The organism is Nonomuraea cavernae, from assembly GCF_014646355.1.
Classification (GTDB): Bacteria; Actinomycetota; Actinomycetes; order Streptosporangiales; family Streptosporangiaceae; genus Nonomuraea; species Nonomuraea cavernae.
The window spans coordinates 46,738-68,493 of record NZ_BMNH01000018.1 but is presented as its reverse complement, the minus strand read 5'-3'; the positions used below and the strand labels follow the sequence as shown (position 1 = coordinate 68,493).

Genomic DNA, 21,756 nt, shown 5'->3' with positions numbered 1-21,756 from the left:
GGGGGCTCCATTGCGGGCGGGCGGCAGGGAGGTGTGCAGTGACCGATCTGGTCATCGCACAAGATCAGCTTGACGCTGAAGAACTCGGATGGCAGGAGCGCGCACTGTGCGCGCAGACTGATCCGGAAGCGTTCTTCCCGGAGAAGGGCGGCTCCACCCGAGAGGCCAAGAAGGTCTGCCGATCGTGCGAGGTTCGTGCCGAGTGTCTTGAATACGCACTCGAGCACGACGAGCGGTTCGGCATCTGGGGTGGGTTGTCCGAGCGGGAGCGCAGAAGGATCAAGCGCCAGGCCGTTTAGGGATATCTGCGAAGGGGTCACGCGGGCTGCCGCGTGACCCCTTTCCGCAGGTACGGCGCCTTGCCCGATCATCAGCCAGGAGGCCGCGAGTGCCGCCCCTAGCGCCGGTCGTCGTAGCCGGGGTCGACCGTCTCGGGTGACAGGCCCAGCAGCGCGGCCACCTGCTCGACCACCGTGTCGTGGACCAGCGCCCCCAACGTGTCGCGGTCGCGGGCGCGGGCTTCGAGCGGTCGGCGGTAGATCACGACCGAGGCGGGCTCGGCGCCCGTGGCGGCGAGGGCGCGGCCGAACGGGATGGGCTCGGCGCCGATGCGCGGGCCGTCGCCCAGCTCGCTCAGCGGCGGCACCTCCTCCACCGCGAACTCCACCACCGACAACTGCCTGCCCCACTGCGGCCGGAGCCGGTCGACGGCGTCGAGCACCAGGTCGTCGAACCGCTCGCTGCGCGACCGGGCGAGCGGGACGTGAGAGGGCGCCAGCGGGCCCCGCAGGCCACGGCCGTGCCGGTCACGACGCCTCGGCCCGCGCTTCTCAGTCACCTGCCAAGTCTAAGCGGAGACCGCATCGGTGCATGTGGGTGGAAAGGCTGCGACAGGTGTCCGAATTGTGGCGACACGCTCGTTAAGAGCGCTCAGATAGTGGCGCCTCGCACTCTTACCAGATACGGTCCCTCCGTGAGCCCCGTCCGCCGCTGTTCCCGCACCGCTTGCAGCCAGCCTGCCGTCTTCACGCTCACGTACGTATACGCCGACTCGACCGCAGTCCTAGGCCCTCTGGCGACGTACGCCGAGCCACACTGCTACGACCTGTGCGCCGAACACGCCGAGCGGCTGACCGCTCCCCGCGGCTGGGAGGTGGTCCGTCTCCCCACCGACGGCGGCTCCCCGAGTTCCGACGATCTGGAGGCGCTGGCCAACGCCGTCAGAGAGGCCGCCAGGCCGACCCCCACCGGTGGCGCGGAGCCGGTCGGACAGGGGGTCGAGGTCGGTCGCCGGGGCCACCTGCGGGTTCTCCGGTCCGCCCAGCAACATCGTGACCGGTAGGCTCGTCCTGACGTAGTCGACCTAGGGGCGGAGCTGGAGAGTGGGCGACCTCGCCAAGATCTTCAAGGCCTACGACGTTCGCGGTGTGGTGCCCGACGAATTCGACGAGGCGGCCGCCGAGGCCGTGGGAGCGGCCTTCGTGGAGGTGACCGGGGCCGGCGCGGCCGTGGTCGCGCACGACATGCGGGAGTCCTCGGGGCCGCTGGCCGCCGCGTTCATCCGGGGCGCCCGCTCGCGTGGAGCCGACATCGTGCACGCCGGGCTCGGCTCGACCGACCTGCTCTACTACGCCAGCGGCAGCCTCGGCCTGCCGGGTGTGATGTTCACCGCCAGCCACAATCCCGCCCGCTACAACGGCATGAAGATGTGCCGCGCGGGCGCGGTGCCGATCGGCGGCGACTCGGGCCTCACCGAGATCCGCGACCGGGCCGCCGAGCTGGTCGGCGTCACCGCGCCGCCCGTCGGTGACCTCGTCGAGAGAGACCTGCTCCAGGGCTACGCCGACCACCTGCGCAGCCTGGTCGACCTGTCCGCCGTCCGGCCGCTCAAGGTGGTCGTCGACGCGGGCAACGGCATGGCCGGTCACACCGTGCCCGCCGTCTTCGACGGGCTGCCGATCGAGCTCGTCCCGCTCTACTTCGAGCTCGACGGCTCCTTCCCCAACCACGAGGCCAACCCGATCGAGCCCGCCAACCTGGTCGACCTGCAGCGGGCCGTCGTCGAGACGGGCGCCGACCTGGGCCTCGCCTTCGACGGCGACGCCGACCGCTGCTGGGTGATCGACGAGCGCGGCGCGTCGGTCTCGCCGTCCACCGTCACCGCGCTGGTGGCGGCCCGCGAGCTGGCCAAGCACCCGGGTTCGACGATCATCCACAACCTGATCACCTCGCTCGGGGTCCCCGAGATCGTCCGCGAGCACGGCGGCGAGCCGGTGCGCACCCGGGTCGGCCACTCGTTCATCAAGGCCGAGATGGCCCGCACGGGCGCGGTCTTCGGCGGGGAGCACTCCGCCCACTACTACTTCCGCGACTTCTGGTTCGCCGACTCGGGCATGCTGGCCGCGATGCACGTGCTGGCCGCGCTCGGCGAGCAGGACGGTCCGCTGTCGCAGGTGGTGGCGGCCTACTCCCGCTACCACGCCTCGGGTGAGATCAACAGCACCGTCGACGACCAGGACAAGGCGCTGCGCCAGGTGCGTGAGGCCTTCGAGTCCCGGGGCCGGTTCGACGAGCTCGACGGCCTGACCGTGACCGGGTCCGGCTGGTGGTTCAACCTGCGCGCGTCCAACACCGAGCCGCTGCTCCGGCTGAATGCCGAGGCGGCCGACCAGACCACGATGACGGCGATCAGGGACGAAGTCCTCGCCATCGTCAGAAAGGTGTCAGTGTGAAGATCGACGACTGGCTGCTGGAGATCCTGGCCTGTCCGGCGTGCAAGTCGCCGCTGCGCGCGGAGGCCGAGGAGCTGGCCTGCACGGGCTGCGGCCTGATCTATCCGGTCAGGGATGACATTCCCGTCCTGCTCGTCGACGAGGCCAGGAAGCCGTGATCTGGGAGCCCGAGCGGCTCGACGACCAACAGCACCTGACCGACGGCGATCCCGGTGGCATGCTGCTCGCGGTGGCCGCCTCGGCGGCCCAGGTGCGCACCGGCTACCGGACCGCGATCGAAGCGGGCATCGACCGATTGGCGGCGCAGGGCCGGCCGCGCGCGATCGTGGTCGCCGGCATGGGCGGATCGGCGATCGCCGGCGACCTCATGGCGGCGGTCTGCGGCCGGGGCGCCCCGACGCCGTTCGTGACCCTGCGCTCCTACCAACTGCCCGGCTGGGTCGGCGCGACCGACCTGGTCGTCGCGGTCTCCTCCTCGGGGCGCACCGAGGAGACGCTGTCCGTGGCGGCCGAGGCCGTCCGGCGGGGTTGCTCGCTGCTCGCCGTGGGCGGCGCGGGGTCGCCCCTGGAGGCGGTGGCCACGCAGTCCTCGGCCCTTTTCGTCCCCGTCCCCACGAGCGGTCAGCCGAGGGCCAATCTCTGGCTGCTGACCGTGCCGCTGATCGTGGCCGCCGCCTCGCTCGGCCTGGTCCAAGCCGACGCCGCGTTGTTCGAGGACGTGGCCACGGCGCTGGAGAACATCGCCCACCAGTGCCGCCCGTCCAGCGAGTCGTTCGTCAATCCCGGCAAGACGCTGGCCATGGAGCTGGCCGAGAGCCTGCCGATGATCTGGGGCACCTCGCCGCTCGCCGCCGCCGCCGGCTACCGGCTGGCCTGCCAGCTCGGCGAGAACGCCAAGTATCCGGCCGTCTTCGGCGAGCTGCCCGAGGCCGGCCACAACCAGCTGGTGGCCTTCGACGGGCCGCTCGCCCAGCGCGACCTCTTCGCCGACACCCCGTCCCGCACGCTGCGGCTCGTGATGCTGCGCGACGCCGACGAGCACCCGCAGGTGACCCGGCAGCGCGAGGTGTCCCTCCGGCTCGCGCGTGACCGTGACGTGCCGGTCACCGAGCTCGCGGGTGAGGGCGCCCATCCCCTGCAGCGGGTGGCGACGCTGATCGGGCTCGGCGACTACGCGAGCACCTACCTGGCGCTCGGCTATGGAATCGACCCGACACCAGTGGCGGCGATCACAGAACTGAAGGCCAGGATTTCGCAATAGGATCCCTTTTCATGCCATTAATGCTTATGAGTGGAGTGCGTCGGTGAGTGCGAGCGGCGGTACCAAAGCGATCGTTGCTGCCCTGATCGCGAACATGTCCATCGCGGTGGCCAAGTTCGTGGCGGCGTTCTTCACCGGGTCGTCGTCGATGCTGGCCGAGGGCATTCACTCGGTCGCCGACTCGGGCAACCAGTTGCTGCTGCTGATCGGCGGCAAGCGGGCCCAGCGGGCGCGCACCAGGGAGCACCCGTTCGGCTACGGTCGTGAGCGCTACTTCTACGCCTTCGTGGTGGCCGTCGTGCTGTTCACGATCGGCGCGGCCTTCTCGCTCTACGAGGGCGTGCACAAGATCGCCGACCCGCACCAGGTGGAGGCGCCGATCTGGGCGTTCTCGGTGCTGATCTTCGCGATCATCGCCGAGGCGTTCTCGTTCCGCACCGCGATCAAGGAGTCAAACGCGGTGCGCGGCACGCAGTCGTGGACCTCCTTCATCCGCCGGTCCAAGTCGCCGGAGCTGCCGGTCATTTTGCTGGAGGATCTGGGCGCCCTGCTGGGTCTCGTCTTCGCGCTGTTCGGCGTGACGATGGCCGTCGTCACCGGCGACGGCGTCTGGGACGGCGTCGGCACCCTGATGATCGGCGTGCTGCTCGCGGTGATCGCGGTCGTGCTGGCCATCGAGACCAAGTCGCTGCTGGTCGGTGAGGGCGCCACTCCGCAGATGGAGGCCGACATCCGCGCCGCGCTCGAAGCCGCCGACGAGGTCGACCGGGTGATCCACATGCGCACGCTGCACCTGGGGCCGGAGGAGCTGCTGGTGGCCGCCAAGATCGCGGTGTCGCACGACGACACCGCGGCCGAGGTCGCCCGGGGCATCGACGAGGCCGAGCGCCGCATCCGCGAGGCCGTGCCGATCGCCCGGGTCATCTATCTGGAGCCCGACCTCGACCGCTCACGGGCCACGGTCTGACCGACGCGGCACCGAGTGACTCCCCGCCGTGACCGGGGAGTCACTCGCGCCCGGTCAGGCAGGACGTGCCGGCGTCGGTCTGGTCGAACAGGCACCGGCCGTCCTTGTCGAGCGTGACGACCTTGCGTACGGTCCCGAACTGCTTCAGCGTGGTGTCGAGCATGTGCAGCACCCGGGCGTCGGAGCCGATCCCGTTGCCCAGGACGGTGCGGCAGAAGCGCAGCGTGGCCCGGCTCTTCTTGATCTTGATGGTGAAGTCGGCCCCGCCGCAGTTGGAGCGGCCGCGCAGCTGACCGGTCAGCTCCGAGTGGAGCCCCCTGCGCCGCTCGGCCTTGGTCGGCCCGGCGATCAGCTGCTCGACGGCGAACCTGGCGACGCCCCGATCGGGCGCCTTCCTGGTCACCGCGACCACCTTGCCGGGAATGTCGTGTCCCTGGGAGAAGTAGACCTTGACGTCGGTCGCCTGGAGCGGCGAGACGGCGAGCACGGTGGCGATCAGCAGCTCCTTCATGCCCTCTTTGACGTCTGGCCGGGAGTCGAGGTTCGGAGCAGGCGCAGGGCTTTCTCCTTCTCGAAGTCGAGGGCCCGGCGGGGGACCTGGATGCGGCCGATCCGTACGCCGAGGTCGCGCACGGCGGCGGCCACGGCGGGATCGCTCAGCACGCGCACCGCGAAGGCCAGCTCGGCGGGGGAGACGTCGAACCGCTTCTCCAGCTCGACGCCCTGCGCGACCGCCGACAGCTCCTCGGGGCCGAACCTTCGGTGCGCTCCCTGCTCGCGTACGGGTGGCAGCAGGCCCAGGGCCTCGCGGTATCGGAGCATTCGAGGGGACATGCCCAGCCGCCGGGCGGCTTCGGTGATGCGCATCCTTACATTATTGCGTCAGATTCCGGCCTTGCGAGGTGCGAGGGTGTTCGGGTGACGCCTAAACTCGTGCGCGACACACATCGTCACGCGAGGGGTAACAGATGGACTTCAAGGTCGCCGACCTGTCACTTGCCGACTTCGGCCGCAAGGAGATCCGGCTCGCCGAGCACGAGATGCCCGGCCTCATGGCGATTCGCAAGGAGTACGCGGCCGCACAGCCCCTTCGCGGCGCGAAGATCATGGGCTCCCTGCACATGACGATCCAGACCGCCGTCCTCATCGAGACGCTGGTCGCCCTCGGCGCCGAGGTGCGCTGGGTCAGCTGCAACATCTTCTCCACCCAGGACCACGCCGCCGCCGCGGTCGTGGTCGGCCCCGACGGCACCGTCGACGACCCGCGCGGTGTGCCGGTCTTCGCCTGGAAGGGCGAGACCCTCGAGGAATACTGGTGGTGCACCGAGCAGGCGCTCACCTGGCCCGGCGGCGACGCCCCCAACATGATCCTCGACGACGGCGGCGACGCCACGCTGCTCGTTCACAAGGGCGCCGAGTACGAGAAGGCCGGGGCCGTGCCCGCCGCCACCGCCGACGACCCGGAGGAGTGGCACGTCATCATCGACCTGCTCAACCGCACGGTCGGCGACGACAAGCGGTGGACCACGATCGCCGAGGCCATCAAGGGCGTCACCGAGGAGACCACCACCGGTGTGCACCGCCTCTACGAGATGCACAAGAACGGGCAGCTGCTGTTCCCGGCGATCAACGTCAACGACTCGGTCACCAAGTCCAAGTTCGACAACAAGTACGGCTGCCGCCACTCCGTCATCGACGGCCTCAACCGCGCCACCGACGTGCTGATCGGCGGCAAGGTGGCCGTGGTCTGCGGCTACGGCGACGTCGGCAAGGGCTGCGCCGACGCGCTCCGCGGCCAGGGCGCCCGCGTCATCGTGACCGAGATCGACCCGATCTGCGCGCTCCAGGCGGCGATGGACGGCTTCCAGGTCACCACGCTGGAGGAGGTCGTCGGCATCGCCGACATCTTCGTCACCTCGACCGGCAACTTCAACATCATCACCGCCGACCACATGGCGCGGATGAAGCACCAGGCGATCGTCTCCAACATCGGCCACTTCGACAACGAGATCGACATGGCCGGCCTGGCCAAGCTGCCCGGCATCGAGAAGCGCAACATCAAGCCGCAGGTCGACGAGTGGGTCTTCGCCGACGGCCACTCGATCCTCGTGCTCGCCGAGGGCCGCCTGATGAACCTCGGCTGCGCCACCGGCCACCCGAGCTTCGTGATGTCCAACTCGTTCACCAACCAGGTGATCGCGCAGATCGAGCTGTTCACCAAGACCGACGAGTACCCGATCGGCGTCTACACGCTGCCCAAGCACCTCGACGAGAAGGTCGCCCGGCTGCACCTCGACGCGCTCGGCGTCAAGCTCACCGAGCTCACCAAGGAGCAGGCCGAGTACATCGGCGTGCACATCGAGGGCCCGTACAAGTCCGACCACTACCGGTACTGAGTTCGTCGGGGCTTTCGCCGCACGACCACTTTGTACGGCCACGCACGGCCGGCGCCGCCCGCCGTGCGTGGCCGGGCCCCGCGGATCGTCGGGTTCCAGTGAGCGGGGCTGAGCACCATAACGGATCTCCGGTGGGCCGTGGCCTCCGGCGATCGTGGGGGGAAGGGCGTTGGAGCGTTCGGAGAGCGGCGAGCGGCAGATCAGCTGGGCCGCCCGGTCGATGCCGGTGTTGACGGCCATCGGCGAGCGGTTCGCCGCCGATCGGCCGCTCGACGGGCTGCGGATCTCCGCGTGCCTGCACGTGACGGCGGAGACCGCGGTGCTGATGGGCGCGCTCAGGGCCGGGGGCGCCGAGATCGCGCTGGCCGCGTCCAATCCGTTGTCCACCCGGGATGACGTGGCCGAGGCGCTGCGTGGTTACGGCGTCGCGGTGCACGCGCGGGCGGGCGTCGATCGGGCCACCTACTACCGGCACATCCACCAGGCGCTCGACCTCGGGCCCGATCTGGTGCTCGACGACGGGTGCGACCTGGTCAACATCCTGCACACCGAGCGGACCGACCTGCTGGAGGGCGTGTCCGGCGGGTGCGAGGAGACCACGACCGGCATCATCCGGCTGCGGCAGATGGCCGCCGAGGGGGCGCTGCGCTTTCCCGTCGTCGCGGTCAACGACACGCGGACCAAGCGGATGTTCGACAACCGCTACGGCACGGGGCAGTCGACGCTCGACGGGATCATGCGGGCCACCAACACGATGCTGGCGGGCCGGACCGTGGTGGTGGCCGGGTTCGGGTTCTGCGGCCGGGGTGTGGCCGAGCGGGCCAAGGGGCTCGGCGCGCGGGTGGTGGTCACCGAGATCGACGCGGTCAAGGCGCTCGACGCCACCCTGCAGGGCTACGAGGTGCGGCCGATGGCGGAGGCGGCGGCGCTGGGTGACCTGTTCATCACGGTGACGGGCAATCGTGACGTGGTCCGGGGCGAGCATCTGGCCGCGATGAGGGACGGCGCGATGCTGGCCAACGCCGGGCACTTCGACGTGGAGATCGACGTGCGGGCGCTGGACGAGCTGGCCGTGGAGGTGCACCGCGGCGTGCGGCCCAACACCGACGAGTACGTCCTGGCCGACGGCCGGAGGCTGCTCCTGCTGGCCGAGGGTCGCCTGGTGAACCTGACGGCCGCCGAGGGGCATCCGGCGGCGGTCATGGACATGTCGTTCTCGGCCCAGGCGCTCGCCGTCGCCTGGCTGGCCGGGGAGCGGGCCCGCCTGGCGCCGGGCGTCTACGACGTGCCGGAGGAGATCGACCACGAGGTGGCCCGGCTCAAGCTGGCCGCTGCGGGCATCGGCATCGACACGCTCACCGGCGACCAGGAGGACTACCTGCACTCCTGGCGCGTCGGCTCCTGAGCGAGCCGGAGCGGCCTGCGTCCACCCGCGTCCGGCTCAGGCCGCGGCCTGCATCTCCCGCATGCGGCGGATCTCGGCCGTCTGGGTGACGCTGACGTCGCTGGCCAGCTCCTCGATCCGGATGTGCGAGCCGTGGGTCAGCACCTCCGTCGACATCTTGATGGCTCCCTCATGGTGGGCGATCATGAGCTGCAGGAACAGCGCGTCGAACGCCTTGCCCTTCGCCGCCTTGAGGGCCTCCATCTGCTCGGGGGTGACCATGCCGGGCATCCCGTCGTGGGCCGCGTGATGGCCGGGCACCTTCTGGCCGAGGTCCTGCAGCCAGTTGGTCATGTACTGGATCTCCGGCCCCTGGGCGTCCTTGATGCGCGAGGCCAGGCCCTTGAGCTTGGTGGACTCGGCCCGGTTGGGAGCCAGGATCGCCATGTCGAGGGCCTGACGGTGGTGGACGACCATGTCCTGGACGTAGGTGATGTCGGCGGCGTTCGCGGTGGCCGAGGGGACGGCGGTGGCCGCCTCGGAGGGGGAGAGGGTCCGCGCCTCCTCGCCGGGCTTTCCGGGGGCGATCACCGGAACGGTCGAGTCGGCGCGCGGGGCGGGCGGGGGCGTGCTGGAGCAGCTCGTGAGGGCAACGACCGTGCCCGTGATGACGATGAGCGCGGCGCGCACCCGGCCTCCCTGTGAACTCGGTCGAGAGTGGGCACTCTAGGCGAAAACGCCCACTGGCGAAAGACTGCAAAGTTGTACAAGATTTAACAGGTTGCACTCTGGCATCGCGTACCTCCGAACCGTGACCATTTGCTTGATTTATGCCGTTATAGGAGGTTCTTAGTGTTAACTCTCCGCAGGACCCTCGTCCTGGTGGGGGCCGCTGTCGCTCTCGTGGGCGGCGCGTTGCCGGCTCAGGCGATGGACATCCCGGCGCCCGGCGAGATCGTCATGAGCTCCAACATCCAGCACGTGACGAACGTCCCCAAGCCTGAAGCGCTGAACGACATCCACACCGACATGGCCTTCCAGGGCGACTACGCCTATGTCGGCAACTACGCGGGCTTCTCCATCTACGACATCAAGAACCCCAAGAAGACGTCGCTGGTGAGCTCGGTGGTCTGCCCCGGCGGCCAGATGGACATCTCCGTCTACGGCAACCTGCTGTTCGGATCCGTCGACTCCTCCCGCAACGACGACTCGTGCAACAGCACCGGGCAGTCGGCCGCGAACAAGAACTCGTGGGAGGGCATGCGCATCTTCGATATCTCCGACAAGCGCAACCCCACCTACATCAAGTCCGTCGAGACGAACTGTGGGTCGCACACCCACACGCTCGTGCCGGACAAGCAGGGCCAGAACGTCTACGTCTACGTCTCGTCCTACTCGCCCAGCGCGAGCTTCCCCGACTGCCAGCCGCCGCACGACCTGATCTCGATCATCAAGGTCCCGCTGCAGAACCCGACGGCGGCCGAGGTCATCTCGACGCCGGTCCTGTTCCCCGACGGTGGCTTCCCCGGCATCCCGGGCTCCTACCCGAACGGCAAGTCCGCCACCAGCGGCTGCCACGACATCACCGCCTTCCCGGAGAAGGGCATCGCGGCCGGCGCCTGCATGGGTGAGGGCATCCTGCTCGACATCTCCGACCCCGAGCAGCCGAAGGTCACGGCCACCGTGCGCGACGAGGTCAACTTCGCCTTCTGGCACTCGGCCACGTTCAACAACAAGGGCACGAAGGTCATCTTCACCGACGAACTCGGTGGCGGCAGCCGGGCGACCTGCAACGCGGCGATCGGCCCTGACAAGGGCGCCAACGCCTACTACGACATCGCCGGCGGTCAGCTCGCGTTCAAGAGCTACTTCAAGATCGCGCGGCACCAGGCCGACACCGAGAACTGCGTGGCCCACAACGGCTCGCTGATCCCGGTCAAGAACAAGGACATCATGGTCCAGGCGTGGTACCAGGGCGGCATCTCGGTGGTGGACTTCACCGACTCGGCCAACCCGCAGGAGATCGCCTACTTCGAGCGGGGCCCGGACAACACCGCGCCCGCGCTGAGCGGTGGCTTCTGGTCCGCGTACTACTACAACGGCTACATCTACGGCTCGGACTTCAACCTGGGCCTCGATGTGTTGAAGATCAACGACCCGCGTACCAACCAGGCCAACAGCGTCAAGATGGACTCGTTGAACGCGCAGACCCAGGCTTCCTACGCCGAGCACGGCAAGGGCAGCCCGGGCGGTCCCGGCGGCAACGGTCACTGATGAGCTCGGTGCGGCGGGGGTTCAGGTCTCCGCCGCATCGGCATGACGTCGGATCTTACGTTTCTGACACCTCCCCAGCAAGACGTCAGTTCTGGATATTTCTTGACAACATGACATCTGGCTAGATAGGCGGCATTCGGTTGACACTTGATCACTTATGTCTTCTTTATCTGGGACATGCGTGATCAAGGAGGCCCATCAGTGTTCAAACCGAGCCGTGCTCTCGTCGTGCTCGGGGCGGCCATCGCGTTAGCCCTGCCCGCGACTCCCGCCCTCGCCGCCGACATCCCGCCGGCCGACACCGTGGTCACCAGCCCGAACGTGACCCACGTGCTGAACGTCCCCAAGCCGGCCCCGATCGCCGCCGGCATCAACACCGACCTGGCCTTCCAGGGTGACTACGCCTACGTCGGCAACTACAACGGCTTCTCGATCTACGACATCAGGAACCCGAAGAAGGCCAAGCCGGTCAGCTCGGTCGTCTGCCCCGGCGGCCAGATGGACGTGTCCGTCTATGGGAACCTGCTCTTCGCCGCCGTCGACAGCTCGCGCAGTGACGACTCCTGCAACAGCACCGGACTGCCGGCGGACCGCAAGGAGGCCTGGGAAGGCGTCCGGATCTTCGACGTCAGCGACAAGGCGGCGCCCAGGTACATCAAGTCCGTCGAGACCAACTGCGGCTCGCACACCCTGACGCTGGTGCCGGGCAGGGGACAGGACCGTAACAAGAACGTCTACGTCTACGTCTCCTCCTACGCCCCGAACGAGGCCTTCCCCGACTGTCAGCCGCCGCACGACCTGATCTCGATCATCAAGGTGCCGCTGAGGAACCCGACGGCCGCCGCGCTCGCCGCCGCCCCGGTCGTCTTCCCCGACGGCGGTTTCCCCGGCGTCCCGGGTCCCTACCCGGACGGCAAGTCCGCCACCAGCGGCTGCCACGACATCACCGTCTACGCGGAGAAGGACATCGCGGCCGGCGCGTGCATGGGGGACGGTGTCCTGTTCGACATCCGTGACCGGCTGAACCCGAGGATCACGGCCAGGGTGACCGACGCGAACTTCGCGTTCTGGCACTCGGCGACGTTCAGCAACGACGCCCGCAAGGTCGTCTTCACCGACGAGCTCGGCGGCGGCGGGGCGGCCACCTGTAACGAGGCGATCGGGCCGAACCGCGGCGCGAACGCGATCTACGACGTCGTCCGCGGTCAGCTGGTCTTCAAGAGCTACTTCAAGATCGCGCGGCACCAGGCCGACAGCGAGAACTGCGTGGCGCACAACGGCTCGCTGATCCCGGTCAAGGGCAAGGACATCATGGTCCAGGCCTGGTACATGGGCGGCGTCTCGATCTGGGACTTCACCGACTCGGCGCGGCCCAGGGAGATCGGCTACTTCGAGCGCGGTCCCCGGGCCGACAACAGCGGCGGCGGCGTGTGGTCGGCCTACTACTACAACGGCCACATCTACGCGGCCGACTTCCACGAGGGGCTCGACGTCATCAAGATCAACGATCCGCTGACCAACGGCGCGAACCGGGTCCGCAGTGACCTGCTGAACGTGCAGACCCAGGAGTCCTACCACGAGGGAGGCCGCGGCCACCGCGACTGATCGATCCTGACCCCTCGTACGGCGGAGCCTGCCCGGCTTCGCCGTACGAGGGGCCCGTTTTTACAGTGACTTTTCCTGTCATAGTGGGTGCCCCTGATTCTTCCAACCCCTTGCAGGAGGTCCTCGGTGGCGTTCAGATTCGGCCGCGCTCTGGCGGTGATCGGAGCGGTGCTGGCCCTCGCGGCGTCGCCGGTCCACGCCTCGGACGGCGTCAAGACGAGCCCCAACGTCAAACGCGTGGCCAGCGTGCCCCAGCAGGCGCCGTTCGACGGGCCCGAGGCGTACGGCAGCGACCTGGCGTTCCAGGGAAACTACGCCTACCAGGGCAACTTCCACGGCTTCACCGTCTACGACATCAGGAACCCGGCCAAGCCGAAGGTCGTGAGCCGCGTCACCTGCCCGGGGGCGCAGAACGACATCTCGGTCACGGGTGACCTGCTCTTCCTGTCGGTGGACGAGCCGATGCGCGACGACTCCTGCAGGACCGGCCACGGCTCCGAGACGTCCAAGACGGCGTGGGAGGGCATCCGGATCTTCGACATCTCCAACAAGTCCCGCCCGAAGTACATCAAGTCGATCAAGACCGCCTGCGGCTCGCACACGCACACCCTCGTGCCGGACAAGAAGGGTAAGTCGGTCTACCTGTACGTGTCCTCGTACGATCCGGGCGCAAGGTACCCCGGCTGCAAGCCGCCGCACGACCGGATCTCGATCATCAAGGTGCCGCTGAAGAAGCCCACGGCGGCGAAGGTCGTCTCCAGGCCGGTGCTCTTCCCCGACGGCGGCAACGAGACCCAGTCCAACCTGCTGGTGCCGACCAGCGGCTGCCACGACATCACGGTGTTCCCCAAGAAGGACCTGGCCGCGGGCGCCTGCATGGGCGACGGCATCCTGATGGACATCTCCGACCGCGAACGCCCCAAGGTCACCACCAGGGTCACCGACGAGAACTTCGCGTTCTGGCACTCGGCCACGTTCAACAACACCGGTGACAAGGTCGTCTTCACCGACGAGCTCGGCGGCGGCATCGCCGCGACCTGCACCAAGGGATTCAACCCCGAGCGCGGCGCGGACGCCGTCTACGACATCGAGGGCGGCGAGCTGGTCCACAGGTCCTACTTCAAGATCTCCCGGGTGCAGACCAGCGCGGAGAACTGCGTGGCCCACAACGGCTCGCTGATCCCGGTCAAGGGCAAGGACATCATGGTCCAGGCGTGGTACCAGGGCGGCGTGTCGGTCTGGGACTTCACCGACTCGGCCAAGCCGGTGGAGATCGGCTACTTCGACCCGCCCCCGCTCAAGCCGATCGATCTCGGCGGCTCGTGGTCGGCGTACTACTACAACGGTCACATCTACAGCAGCGACATCCAGAAGGGCCTGGACGTGTTGCGCATCTCGGACAAGCGTCTCGGCTCCGCGGCCAAGGTGCGGATGAAGGCGCTCAACGCCCAGACGCAGTACGCCTACTGAGCGGCCGTCACTGGGGCGGCGCGAACCCGCCCGGAGTCGTCCGGGGCGGCTCCGGGGCGGGCCGCCCGTCGTAACCCGGCACTCCCTGCCCCGCCTGCGGGTTGAGGACGGCCGGAGGCCCGCCCACGAAGGGGCCGCCCGCCGAAGGGCCAGGCTGTGGCCCGCCCGCCAAGGGGTCGCCCGCCGAAAATCCAGGTTGTGGCCCGCCCGCCAAGGGGCCAGGTTGTGGCCCGCCCGCCAAGGGGCCAGGTTGTGGCCGGCCCGCCGAGGGGCCGGACGGGGCAGTCGCCGGGCCGTCGCCCGTCCGCCGCGCGAGACGTACCTGGTCGCGCCTGCGACGCTCGGCCAGGACGGCGCTCAGGTAGGCGTGCGGCGGCACCCCGGACGGCGCGGCGGGCGAGACGAACGCGGCGACCTGCGTCGCGATGCGCACGCCCATCTCGTGCCGGATCTGCGGCGACAGCTGGTGCCAGCGGATGATGTACTGCCGGGCGGCTGTCGCCAGCCCCTCGGGCAGCTGCGACAGCTCCAGCGTCGCGGCCCAGGCGGCCAGCTGCGGCGGCATCCAGATGACCTGACCCGCCTCACGCGGCCCCCGGTCGGAGATCACGATCGTGCCCGCGAAGATGTCACCCAGCCGCTTACCCCGCTGCGAGACGAGTGACGAGATCAGCGCGGGCGCCCCGAAGAACATCCAGAACTCCAGCAGCCCGGCCAGCCCCCGGAACAACGCCTGCCTGAACCGCTCGGGACCGCCGTCGTCGCTGACCACCCGCAGCCCCAGCGCGAGCTTGCCCAGGCTGCGCCCGCCGCTGAGCGACTCGAAGAGCACCGGGTAACCGACCGTCACGAGCAGGCTCGCCACGATCGCCACCGCCGCGTACATCGCCGGGTCGCTGATCACGGAAAAGGCCTCCAGCACCTCGGAGGCGCCGATCAGCACGGTCAACTGGACGGCCAGGTCGATGGCGAGCGCGACGGCCCGGGACGGCATCTGCGCCACCCGCACCTCGACGACGACCGCGTCTCCGGTCACAACCTCTGACATACGTGGAGCCTAACGGCAATGACCTGCTGATCGAGCGGTCACAATGGTCGGGTGGACATCGATGCGTTCGTCGCCGCACACCGCCCCGAATGGGACAGGCTGGATCACCTCGTCAAGCGGCGCTCGTCGCTGACCGGGGCAGAGGTCGATGAGCTGGTCGACCTCTACCAGCGGGTGTCCACCCACTTGTCCATCGTCCGCTCGGGTTCGACCGACGCGATGCTGGTCGGCCGGCTGTCCGCGCTGGTCGCCCAGGCCAGGTCAGCGGTGACCGGGGCACGCACTCCGGCCTGGCGGGAGCTGGTCAGGTTCTTCACGGTGTCGTTTCCGGTAGTGGCCTACCGGGCCAGATGGTGGTGGCTGGCCACCGGGGTGGCGTGCGTGGCGGTGGGCTGGGTGGTAGGTGCCTGGGTGGCGGGCGACCCCGCCGTGCAGGCGGCCGTGGCCTCGCCCGAGGAGATCACCCAGTTGGTCGAGCATGACTTCGCCGACTACTACTCGGAGCACCCCGCCGCCTCCTTCGCCAGCCAAGTGTGGGTGAACAACGCCCTGGTGTCGGCGCAGGTCATCCTCTACGCGATCTTCATGGGGCTGCCGATCCCCTACGTGCTCTGGGCCAACACCTGGAGCGTCGGCGTGTCCGGCGGGCTGATGGCCTCGCGCGACAAGCTCGACATCTTCTTCGGGCTGATCATGCCGCACGGGCTGCTGGAGCTCACCGCCGTCTTCCTTGCGGCGGCCGTCGGCATGCGGCTGGGCTGGACCGTCATCGACCCCGGGCCGCGCAGGCGGGTCGACGCGCTGGCCGAGCAGGGCCGGGCGGTGATCAGCGTGGCGCTCGGGCTCGTCGTGGTGTTGTTCGTGTCGGGGCTGATCGAGGCGTTCGTCACGCCGTCGGGCCTGCCCACCTGGGCGCGCATCGGCATCGGGGTGCTCGCCGAGGTGGCGTTTTTGGCGTACGTGGTGGTGTTCGGGCGTCGGGCGCTGCGCCAGAACGAGACCGGCGACCTGGAACGCGCCCCCGACCTGGCCCCCACCGCCTGACGTCCGCGCCCCTGACCTGGCCCCCACCGCCTGACGTCCGTGCCCCCGACCTGTGGCCCCACCGCGTCACGCCGGCGGCCCCGGTCAGAGGCGGCCGGCGGCCTTCAGCGCCAGGTAGGCGTCGGCCAGCGCGGGAGCGATGTCGTCCGGCGGCGCGTCGACCACCTCGACGCCGTGGCGGCGCAACCGCGCGGTGACGCGCCGGCGATCCAGCCGGGCACGCTCGGCGGCGGCCGCGTCGTAGACCTGCTCCGCCGAGGCCCGCTGGGCGGCCATGGCGGCCACGCGCGGGTCGGAGACGGCCGCGACCAGCAGCAGGTGCCGCGAGGAGAGCTGGGGCAGCACCGGCATCAGGCCCTCGTCCAGCGACGCCGAGTTGAGGTCGGTGAGCAGCACGACCAGGCAGCGCCGCTTGGCCCGTGACAGGATCGCGGCGACCATCGCCTGCGAATCGGCCTCGACCAGCTCCGCCTCGATCGGCGCCATCGCGGTGACCAGCGAGCTCAGCAGCTCGGTGCGCGACGCGCCGCTCACCCAGGCCCGCACGGCCCGGTCATGGGCCAGGAAGTCGACCTGGTCGCCGGCTCGGGCGGCGAGCGCGGCGAGCAGCAGCGCGGCGTCCATCGACCAGTCGAGCCGCGGCCAGCCCGGCACCGGGCGCGGGTCCGGCCTGACCAGCAGGCCGCCGCCGTTGGCCTGGGCCCCGGCCAGCGGGACCGGCGCGTCGCCCACCCGGCCCGCCGAGGTGCGGCCGGTGTCGAGCACGATGAGCACCCGCCGGTCCCGCTCGGGCCGCCAGGTGCGGACGACCACGTCATGGCGTCTCGCCGTGGCCCGCCAGTCGATCGACCGTACGTCGTCGCCCACGACGTACTCGCGCAGCGAGTCGAACTCGGTGCCCTGGCCGCGTACGAGAGCGGGGTGCCGGCCGTCGAGCTCGCGCAGCCGGGCCAGCCGGGAGGGCAGGTGCTTGCGCGACAGGAACGGCGGCAGCACCCGCACCGACCAGGGCGCCCGGTGGCTGCCCTGGCGGGCGGCCAGGCCGAGCGGCCCGAGCGAGCGCACGGTGACGGCCACGGAGGCGCGGTCGCCGCGCCGGGTGGGATCGAGCGTGAGCACCAGCCTGCGCCGCTCGCCCGCGGGCACGTCGAGCGGCAGCACACGCGGCGATGCCCCGGCCGAGGGCGGCCAGGCGTCCCTGAGCGCGCCGCGCACCCGCCTGCCGCCGGGGTTCTCCACGACCAGCTCGACCTCGGCGCGCTGGCCGAGCCGGATCAGCCGGTCGCCCGAGCGGTGGAAGCGCAACGGCCGGACCGCGCCCGCGAACACCAGGTCCACGAGGATCGCGGCGGCCAGCAGCAGGCAGACCCCGGCCAGCGCGGCGCCCGGTTGGGGCGCGAGCAGCACCACCACGATGCCGAGCGCGGCGACCAGCGCGGCGCGTCCCGTCAGAGCCATCAGCGCGGAACCGGGACCGAGGCCAGGATGCCGTCGAGCAGGCCGTCGGCGGTGGCGCCCTCAAGCTCCGCCTCGGGCCGCAGCTGCACCCGGTGCCGCAGCGCGGGCCGTGCCAGCGCCTTGACGTCGTCGGGTGTGACGTAGGACCGGCCCGACAGCCACGCCCACGCCCGGGAGGCGGCCAGCAGCGCGGTCGCGCCACGGGGCGAGACACCCAGCTGCAAAGACGGAGAGCTGCGGGTGGCCCGTGCCACGTCCACGATGTAGCCGAGCACCTCGGCCGCCACGTGCACCTGCGCCACCGCCGCGCGTCCCGCGGCCAGGTCCATCGCGGTGGCGACGGGCTTGATCTCGGACAGGTCGCGCGGGTCGAAGCCGCGCGCGTGCCGGTCGAGGACGGCGATCTCCTGCTCGCGCGGCGGCAGCGGCACGGTCAGCTTGAGCAGGAACCGGTCGAGCTGGGCCTCGGGCAGCTGGTAGGTGCCTTCGTACTCGACGGGGTTCTGCGTCGCGCACACCACGAACGGGTCGGGCAGCATGCGGGCGTCGCCCTCGACGCTGACCTGCCGCTCCTCCATCGCCTCCAGCAGCGCGGCCTGTGTCTTCGGCGGGGTGCGGTTGATCTCGTCGGCGAGCAGCAGGTTGGTGAACACCGGCCCCTCGCGGAACTCGAACCGGGCCGTCTTGGCGTCGTAGATCAGCGAGCCCGTGACGTCGCCGGGCATCAGGTCGGGCGTGAACTGCACCCGCTTGAAGTCCAGCGCGAGCGCCGCCGACAGGGTGCGGACCATCAGCGTCTTGGCCACGCCGGGCACGCCTTCGAGCAGCACGTGCCCCCTGCACAACAGCGCGATGACCAGCCCGGTCACCACCGCGTCCTGGCCGACCACGGCCTTGGACACCTCGGTGCGGAGCGCCGCCAGCGCGGCCCTGGCCGACTCGCTCTGGCCCGTCAGGTGGGTGGTGTCAATGTTCACTGACCGTCCTTTCGATCGCGTCCAAGTATCCGGCCAGGGCGACGAGCCCGGCGTCGTCGACCGGAGCGGGGCCGTACAGTGCGGCGCCGACCTGCTGCGGGTCCTGCCCGGTCCGTACGGCGAGCGCGGCCACGACCTCGTGCCGCTCGGCGCCGGAGCCCAGGCCGAGCCGCGGCGTGACGCGGTCGATCGTGCCCGCCCGCAGCGAGTCGGCCGCGCTGGCCCTGGCCCGCCTGGCCCGGTAGAGCCGGCCGCGCCCCTCGACCGTCTCGGCGGCCCGGACCACGACCGGCAGCCGCTCCATCACGACCGGGCCCAGCCGCCTGCCCCGCCACAGGGCGAGGAGCAGCACGGTGATGGCCGCCATGCCCACCGCCCACGGGATGCCCGGCGGCATCAGGTCGTGGACGCTCTTGCCCTCGGGCCCCGCCAGGTCGCCCACGGCCGGCTGGTCGGGCTCGACCAGCCAGGTGACGGCCTTGGCGGTGCCGAGCAGGTTGAGGGCGAGCGCGGCGTTGCCGTCCTCGGACAGCCGCAGGTTGCTCATGAACTCGCCGCTGCCGACGACCGTGATGGTGCCGCCCGCGTGGGGGTAGCTGACCAGGCTCCAGCCCTTGCCGGCGGGGTAGCAGCCGGTCGAGCCGGGTGGGCCGGTGAGCACCGAGCCGCCGATGAACACGCTGCCGGCGGCGGTCGCGGCGGGCAGCGGGCATTCGGGCTCGCGCGAGCGTTCGCGGGAGCCGCCGGGCAGGTCGCGCACACCAGGAGCCAGTTGGGAGGGCAGGCGGGTGCTGCCGACGATCACCCGGTCGCCCGGGACGCGGGCCAGCGCGGGATCGTCCGTGAACCAGGTGGCGGTGACCAGCAGCAGCCGGCCGGGCTCGGTGGCCTTGGCGACGGCCGCCTCGACGGAGTCGACCCGGTCGACGGTGACGCCCCGGTCGCGCAGCAGCTGGGCCAGCGCCTTGGAACCGGCCAGGGAGGTGTCGGCGGGATCGAGCGGGCGCGACTCACCCTGTTCGGGGCTGAACAGGGTGATGAGGACGCCGACCGCCAGGATGACCAGGCCGAGCGCCACCGCCGCCCGGCCGGTCCGCCAGACGGAGCACACGGTGGGGGAAGTGGAGTGGGACCCCTGGGTCTCGCCGGGGCGCAGGTCGACGCTCACGCCGTGCCTCCCAGTGGCACCGGCCTGGCCAGGCGGAGCCGTTCGTCGAGCCCGGTCATGGTGTCGTAGGCGGCCCTGGTGCCGGGCTCGCCACCGTAGGTGACGTCGTCGAACGATCGCGCGGCGGCGGCGAGCTCTTGGGCGAACTCGGGCAGTGCCTGGCCCGCCTCGGCGGCCAGCTCGTCGGCGGTGCGCCCGGGCATCCCGTCGACCAGCGCGCGTTCCTCGAGGTCGCGGGCGATGGCGCGCAGGCGCTCCTGGATCGCCTCGGTGTGGCGCCCCTCGGCGGCGTGGGCCTCGGCCGCCAGGCGGTGCTCGGCGGCGGTGAGCCGCCGCTCGTCGAAGAGGGCCGCCTGCCCCGCCGAGTTGCGGCGGGAGGTCCTGCGGAGCTGCCACGAGACCAGCACGATCACGCTCACGATGATCAGCGTGATGATCACGGCGGCGATGACGCCGCCGGTGGTGCCGCCACCGCCCACGGCGTCGAGCAGGTCGCCGAGGAACTCGCCGAACCGGCGGAAAAGCCGCTCGCGCAGCGGCTCCTTGGCGTATTCAGCCCTGAGGAGCTCCGCCGCGGCCTGGCGCGCGGCCTCCTCTCTGCCGATCGGGCTCACGATCCGAAGGAGCTCGTGGGACTCGCGGACTCCGGCGAGCCCGTGGAGCCCGTGGAGCCCGTGGAGCTCGCGGAGTTGGACGGGTGCCAGAGCTCGTCGGCCGAGGCGTGCACCCAGCCCTGGCGCTGCTGCTCGATCGCCGCGGTCTGCAACACCAGGTCGAACGCCTCGCTGCGCATCCGCCGGTCGGCGTAGAGCAGGCCCGCGACGCCGGCCTCGAACGGGTAGGTGAGCATGGCGCCCAGCGTGCCGCCGACGGCGATCAGGACCGCGGCCGCGATGGTGGCTCCCGAGCTCTCGCCGAGCAGGCCGAACAGCGAGCCGATGATGCTGAACGGGATCTCCAGGATGCCCGCCAGGAAGAAAACCATCACCGAGGTGAGCAGCAGGATGCCGAGGACCCGCCAGAAGTCGCCGGTCACCAGGTGCCAGGAGCGGCGCATCGCGTCGATCGGCCCCCTGCCCTCCAGCACCACGGCCGGCGCCGCGAACGCGAACCGGGCCTTGAAGAACAGCGCGTAGCCCAGGTAGAGGACGAGCCCCACCAGCGTGATGGCCACCAGCGCGGCCTGGCCGCCGGACGACTCGGCCGCACCGGACACGATCAGGGCCGCGATGATCCCGCCCAGGGCAAGGAGGGGCACGAGCATGATGACGGCCATCAGCCCGACCACGCCGAAGAGCGCGGGAACCCGGCCCCGGGTGAGCTGCCACGCCTCGCCCGCGGTCATGGTGCCGCCGAAGACGGCCCGGCCGAGGATCCGGGTCAGCACCCCGGTCAGCAGGGTCACCACGACGAAGCTGATCGCCATCGACACGAACAGCCCGCCGTACTGGGCGACCAGGCCGTCGTACATCTGGTAGGTGGCGACCGGGGTCGACGGGTCGAGGCTCGCCCTCAGCGAGTCGAACGAGAACATCTGCCCCACGGCCACCGGGACGGCGCCCAGCAGAGCCGCGACGGCCGACAGGCCGAGCACCGCCTTGGGGTTGGACCGGATCAGCTTGATGGTGCCGTCGAGGATGTCACCGAGGCCGAGGGGACGCAGCGGGATGATGCCCGGGCGCAGCGCGGGCGGGTGCGGCATGGGGCCGTAGCCCGGTGGCCCATAGCCCGGCGGCACGTAGCCCGGTGGTGGCTGCTGGGAATAGGGCTGCTGGGGGTAGGGCGGACGGGCGTGCGGTGGAGGCCCCTGCTGGGCGGCGCCTTGGGGGGTGTCCTGCTGGGGGCCGGGCGCGGTCCACGGCGAGGCCTGCGGAGCGCCGTAGGGCGGAGGCTGCTCGGCCGCCCAGCCGGGTGGCGTCTCGGGCGTGGAACCGTGACCGTCTGACATATCCCAATCCTGGCATGCGAGACG

At 70.5% G+C, this 21,756-nt stretch carries 22 protein-coding genes; 12 read left to right on the top strand and 10 right to left on the bottom strand.

What is annotated here, in order from left to right; translation table 11 throughout:
• Positions 1 to 38 precede the first annotated feature (38 nt).
• A complete protein-coding gene (locus tag IEY82_RS25565; RefSeq protein WP_049564653.1) occupies positions 39 to 299 on the top strand; it encodes a WhiB family transcriptional regulator in 261 nt (86 codons plus the stop codon).
• 98 nt (positions 300 to 397) lie between these two features.
• Here the strand turns inward: IEY82_RS25565 and IEY82_RS25560 are convergent, their stop codons facing one another.
• A complete protein-coding gene (locus tag IEY82_RS25560) occupies positions 398 to 838 on the bottom strand; it encodes a metallopeptidase family protein (protein WP_189126759.1) in 441 nt (146 codons plus the stop codon).
• A gap of 135 nt (positions 839 to 973) precedes the next feature.
• Here IEY82_RS25560 and IEY82_RS25555 point away from each other — a divergent pair, with 135 nt between their 5' ends.
• From IEY82_RS25555 to IEY82_RS25535, 5 genes are read left to right on the top strand one after another with little or no spacing between them, the layout of a single operon-like run.
• Entirely contained in the window at positions 974 to 1,342 is a 369-nt protein-coding gene (locus tag IEY82_RS25555; RefSeq protein ID WP_189126758.1) for a DUF3499 domain-containing protein, read from the top strand.
• A gap of 40 nt (positions 1,343 to 1,382) precedes the next feature.
• Positions 1,383 to 2,732: a phosphomannomutase/phosphoglucomutase gene (locus IEY82_RS25550; RefSeq protein WP_189126757.1), complete on the top strand. Its 1,350-nt coding sequence runs from the start codon at positions 1,383 to 1,385 to the stop codon at positions 2,730 to 2,732.
• Entirely contained in the window at positions 2,729 to 2,890 is a 162-nt protein-coding gene (locus tag IEY82_RS25545) for a Trm112 family protein (RefSeq protein WP_189126756.1), read from the top strand. The genes IEY82_RS25550 and IEY82_RS25545 overlap by 4 nt, the downstream gene beginning before the upstream one ends.
• A complete protein-coding gene (locus tag IEY82_RS25540) occupies positions 2,887 to 3,993 on the top strand; it encodes an SIS domain-containing protein (RefSeq protein WP_189126755.1) in 1,107 nt (368 codons plus the stop codon). The genes IEY82_RS25545 and IEY82_RS25540 overlap by 4 nt, the downstream gene beginning before the upstream one ends.
• 43 nt (positions 3,994 to 4,036) lie before the next feature.
• Positions 4,037 to 4,960, top strand: coding sequence for a cation diffusion facilitator family transporter (locus tag IEY82_RS25535; protein ID WP_189126754.1), 924 nt, complete (start codon positions 4,037 to 4,039; stop codon positions 4,958 to 4,960).
• 40 nt (positions 4,961 to 5,000) lie between these two features.
• On the opposite strand, the gene IEY82_RS25530 is transcribed toward IEY82_RS25535, so the two are convergent.
• Entirely contained in the window at positions 5,001 to 5,471 is a 471-nt protein-coding gene (locus tag IEY82_RS25530) for a GerMN domain-containing protein (RefSeq protein WP_189126753.1), read from the bottom strand.
• A complete protein-coding gene (locus tag IEY82_RS25525) occupies positions 5,468 to 5,827 on the bottom strand; it encodes a MerR family transcriptional regulator (protein WP_189126752.1) in 360 nt (119 codons plus the stop codon). The genes IEY82_RS25530 and IEY82_RS25525 overlap by 4 nt, the downstream gene beginning before the upstream one ends.
• A gap of 101 nt (positions 5,828 to 5,928) precedes the next feature.
• Between IEY82_RS25525 and ahcY the strand changes: the two genes are divergently transcribed.
• Together ahcY and IEY82_RS25515 are read left to right on the top strand one after the other, a co-directional pair.
• On the top strand, positions 5,929 to 7,356 hold the full coding sequence (ahcY, locus tag IEY82_RS25520; protein WP_189126751.1) for an adenosylhomocysteinase: 1,428 nt from the start codon (positions 5,929 to 5,931) through the stop codon (positions 7,354 to 7,356).
• A gap of 169 nt (positions 7,357 to 7,525) precedes the next feature.
• Complete coding sequence (locus IEY82_RS25515) at positions 7,526 to 8,761, top strand: adenosylhomocysteinase (protein ID WP_189126750.1); 1,236 nt, start codon at positions 7,526 to 7,528, stop codon at positions 8,759 to 8,761.
• Positions 8,762 to 8,797: 36 nt separating this feature from the next.
• Here the strand turns inward: IEY82_RS25515 and IEY82_RS25510 are convergent, their stop codons facing one another.
• Complete coding sequence (locus tag IEY82_RS25510) at positions 8,798 to 9,430, bottom strand: DUF305 domain-containing protein (RefSeq protein ID WP_189126749.1); 633 nt, start codon at positions 9,428 to 9,430, stop codon at positions 8,798 to 8,800.
• A gap of 162 nt (positions 9,431 to 9,592) precedes the next feature.
• Here IEY82_RS25510 and IEY82_RS25505 point away from each other — a divergent pair, with 162 nt between their 5' ends.
• From IEY82_RS25505 to IEY82_RS25495, 3 genes are all read left to right on the top strand, one after another.
• Complete coding sequence (locus tag IEY82_RS25505) at positions 9,593 to 11,014, top strand: LVIVD repeat-containing protein (protein ID WP_189126748.1); 1,422 nt, start codon at positions 9,593 to 9,595, stop codon at positions 11,012 to 11,014.
• Positions 11,015 to 11,191: 177 nt separating this feature from the next.
• Positions 11,192 to 12,619, top strand: coding sequence for an LVIVD repeat-containing protein (locus IEY82_RS25500; protein WP_189126747.1), 1,428 nt, complete (start codon positions 11,192 to 11,194; stop codon positions 12,617 to 12,619).
• Positions 12,620 to 12,745: 126 nt separating this feature from the next.
• Entirely contained in the window at positions 12,746 to 14,089 is a 1,344-nt protein-coding gene (locus IEY82_RS25495) for an LVIVD repeat-containing protein (protein ID WP_225262696.1), read from the top strand.
• Positions 14,090 to 14,096: 7 nt separating this feature from the next.
• Here IEY82_RS25495 and IEY82_RS25490 read toward each other — a convergent pair whose 3' ends face one another.
• The gene (locus IEY82_RS25490; RefSeq protein ID WP_189126745.1) at positions 14,097 to 15,137 is read right to left on the bottom strand and encodes an RDD family protein; all 1,041 of its coding nucleotides are present in this window, start codon (positions 15,135 to 15,137) and stop codon (positions 14,097 to 14,099) included.
• A gap of 51 nt (positions 15,138 to 15,188) precedes the next feature.
• On the opposite strand from IEY82_RS25490, the gene IEY82_RS25485 reads away from it, so the two are divergent.
• Complete coding sequence (locus IEY82_RS25485; protein WP_189126744.1) at positions 15,189 to 16,181, top strand: stage II sporulation protein M; 993 nt, start codon at positions 15,189 to 15,191, stop codon at positions 16,179 to 16,181.
• Positions 16,182 to 16,265: 84 nt separating this feature from the next.
• Here the strand turns inward: IEY82_RS25485 and IEY82_RS25480 are convergent, their stop codons facing one another.
• Genes IEY82_RS25480 through IEY82_RS25460 form a run of 5 tightly spaced genes read right to left on the bottom strand, consistent with a single transcriptional unit; the run spans position 16,266 to position 21,732 of the window.
• The gene (locus IEY82_RS25480; protein WP_189126743.1) at positions 16,266 to 17,639 is read right to left on the bottom strand and encodes a DUF58 domain-containing protein; all 1,374 of its coding nucleotides are present in this window, start codon (positions 17,637 to 17,639) and stop codon (positions 16,266 to 16,268) included.
• On the bottom strand, positions 17,639 to 18,616 hold the full coding sequence (locus tag IEY82_RS25475; protein ID WP_189126742.1) for an AAA family ATPase: 978 nt from the start codon (positions 18,614 to 18,616) through the stop codon (positions 17,639 to 17,641). The genes IEY82_RS25480 and IEY82_RS25475 overlap by 1 nt, the downstream gene beginning before the upstream one ends.
• Positions 18,606 to 19,784 (bottom strand): DUF4350 domain-containing protein, encoded by a 1,179-nt coding sequence (locus IEY82_RS25470; protein WP_189126741.1) that lies wholly within the window; start codon positions 19,782 to 19,784, stop codon positions 18,606 to 18,608. The genes IEY82_RS25475 and IEY82_RS25470 overlap by 11 nt, the downstream gene beginning before the upstream one ends.
• Positions 19,781 to 20,398 carry a DUF4129 domain-containing protein gene (locus IEY82_RS25465; RefSeq protein WP_189126740.1) on the bottom strand — a complete coding sequence of 206 codons (618 nt, stop codon included), beginning with the start codon at positions 20,396 to 20,398 and terminating at the stop codon, positions 19,781 to 19,783. The genes IEY82_RS25470 and IEY82_RS25465 overlap by 4 nt, the downstream gene beginning before the upstream one ends.
• A complete protein-coding gene (locus IEY82_RS25460; RefSeq protein ID WP_189126739.1) occupies positions 20,395 to 21,732 on the bottom strand; it encodes a DUF7847 domain-containing protein in 1,338 nt (445 codons plus the stop codon). Before IEY82_RS25460 ends, IEY82_RS25465 begins: the two co-directional genes overlap by 4 nt.
• Between the last annotated feature and the right edge of the window lie 24 nt (positions 21,733 to 21,756).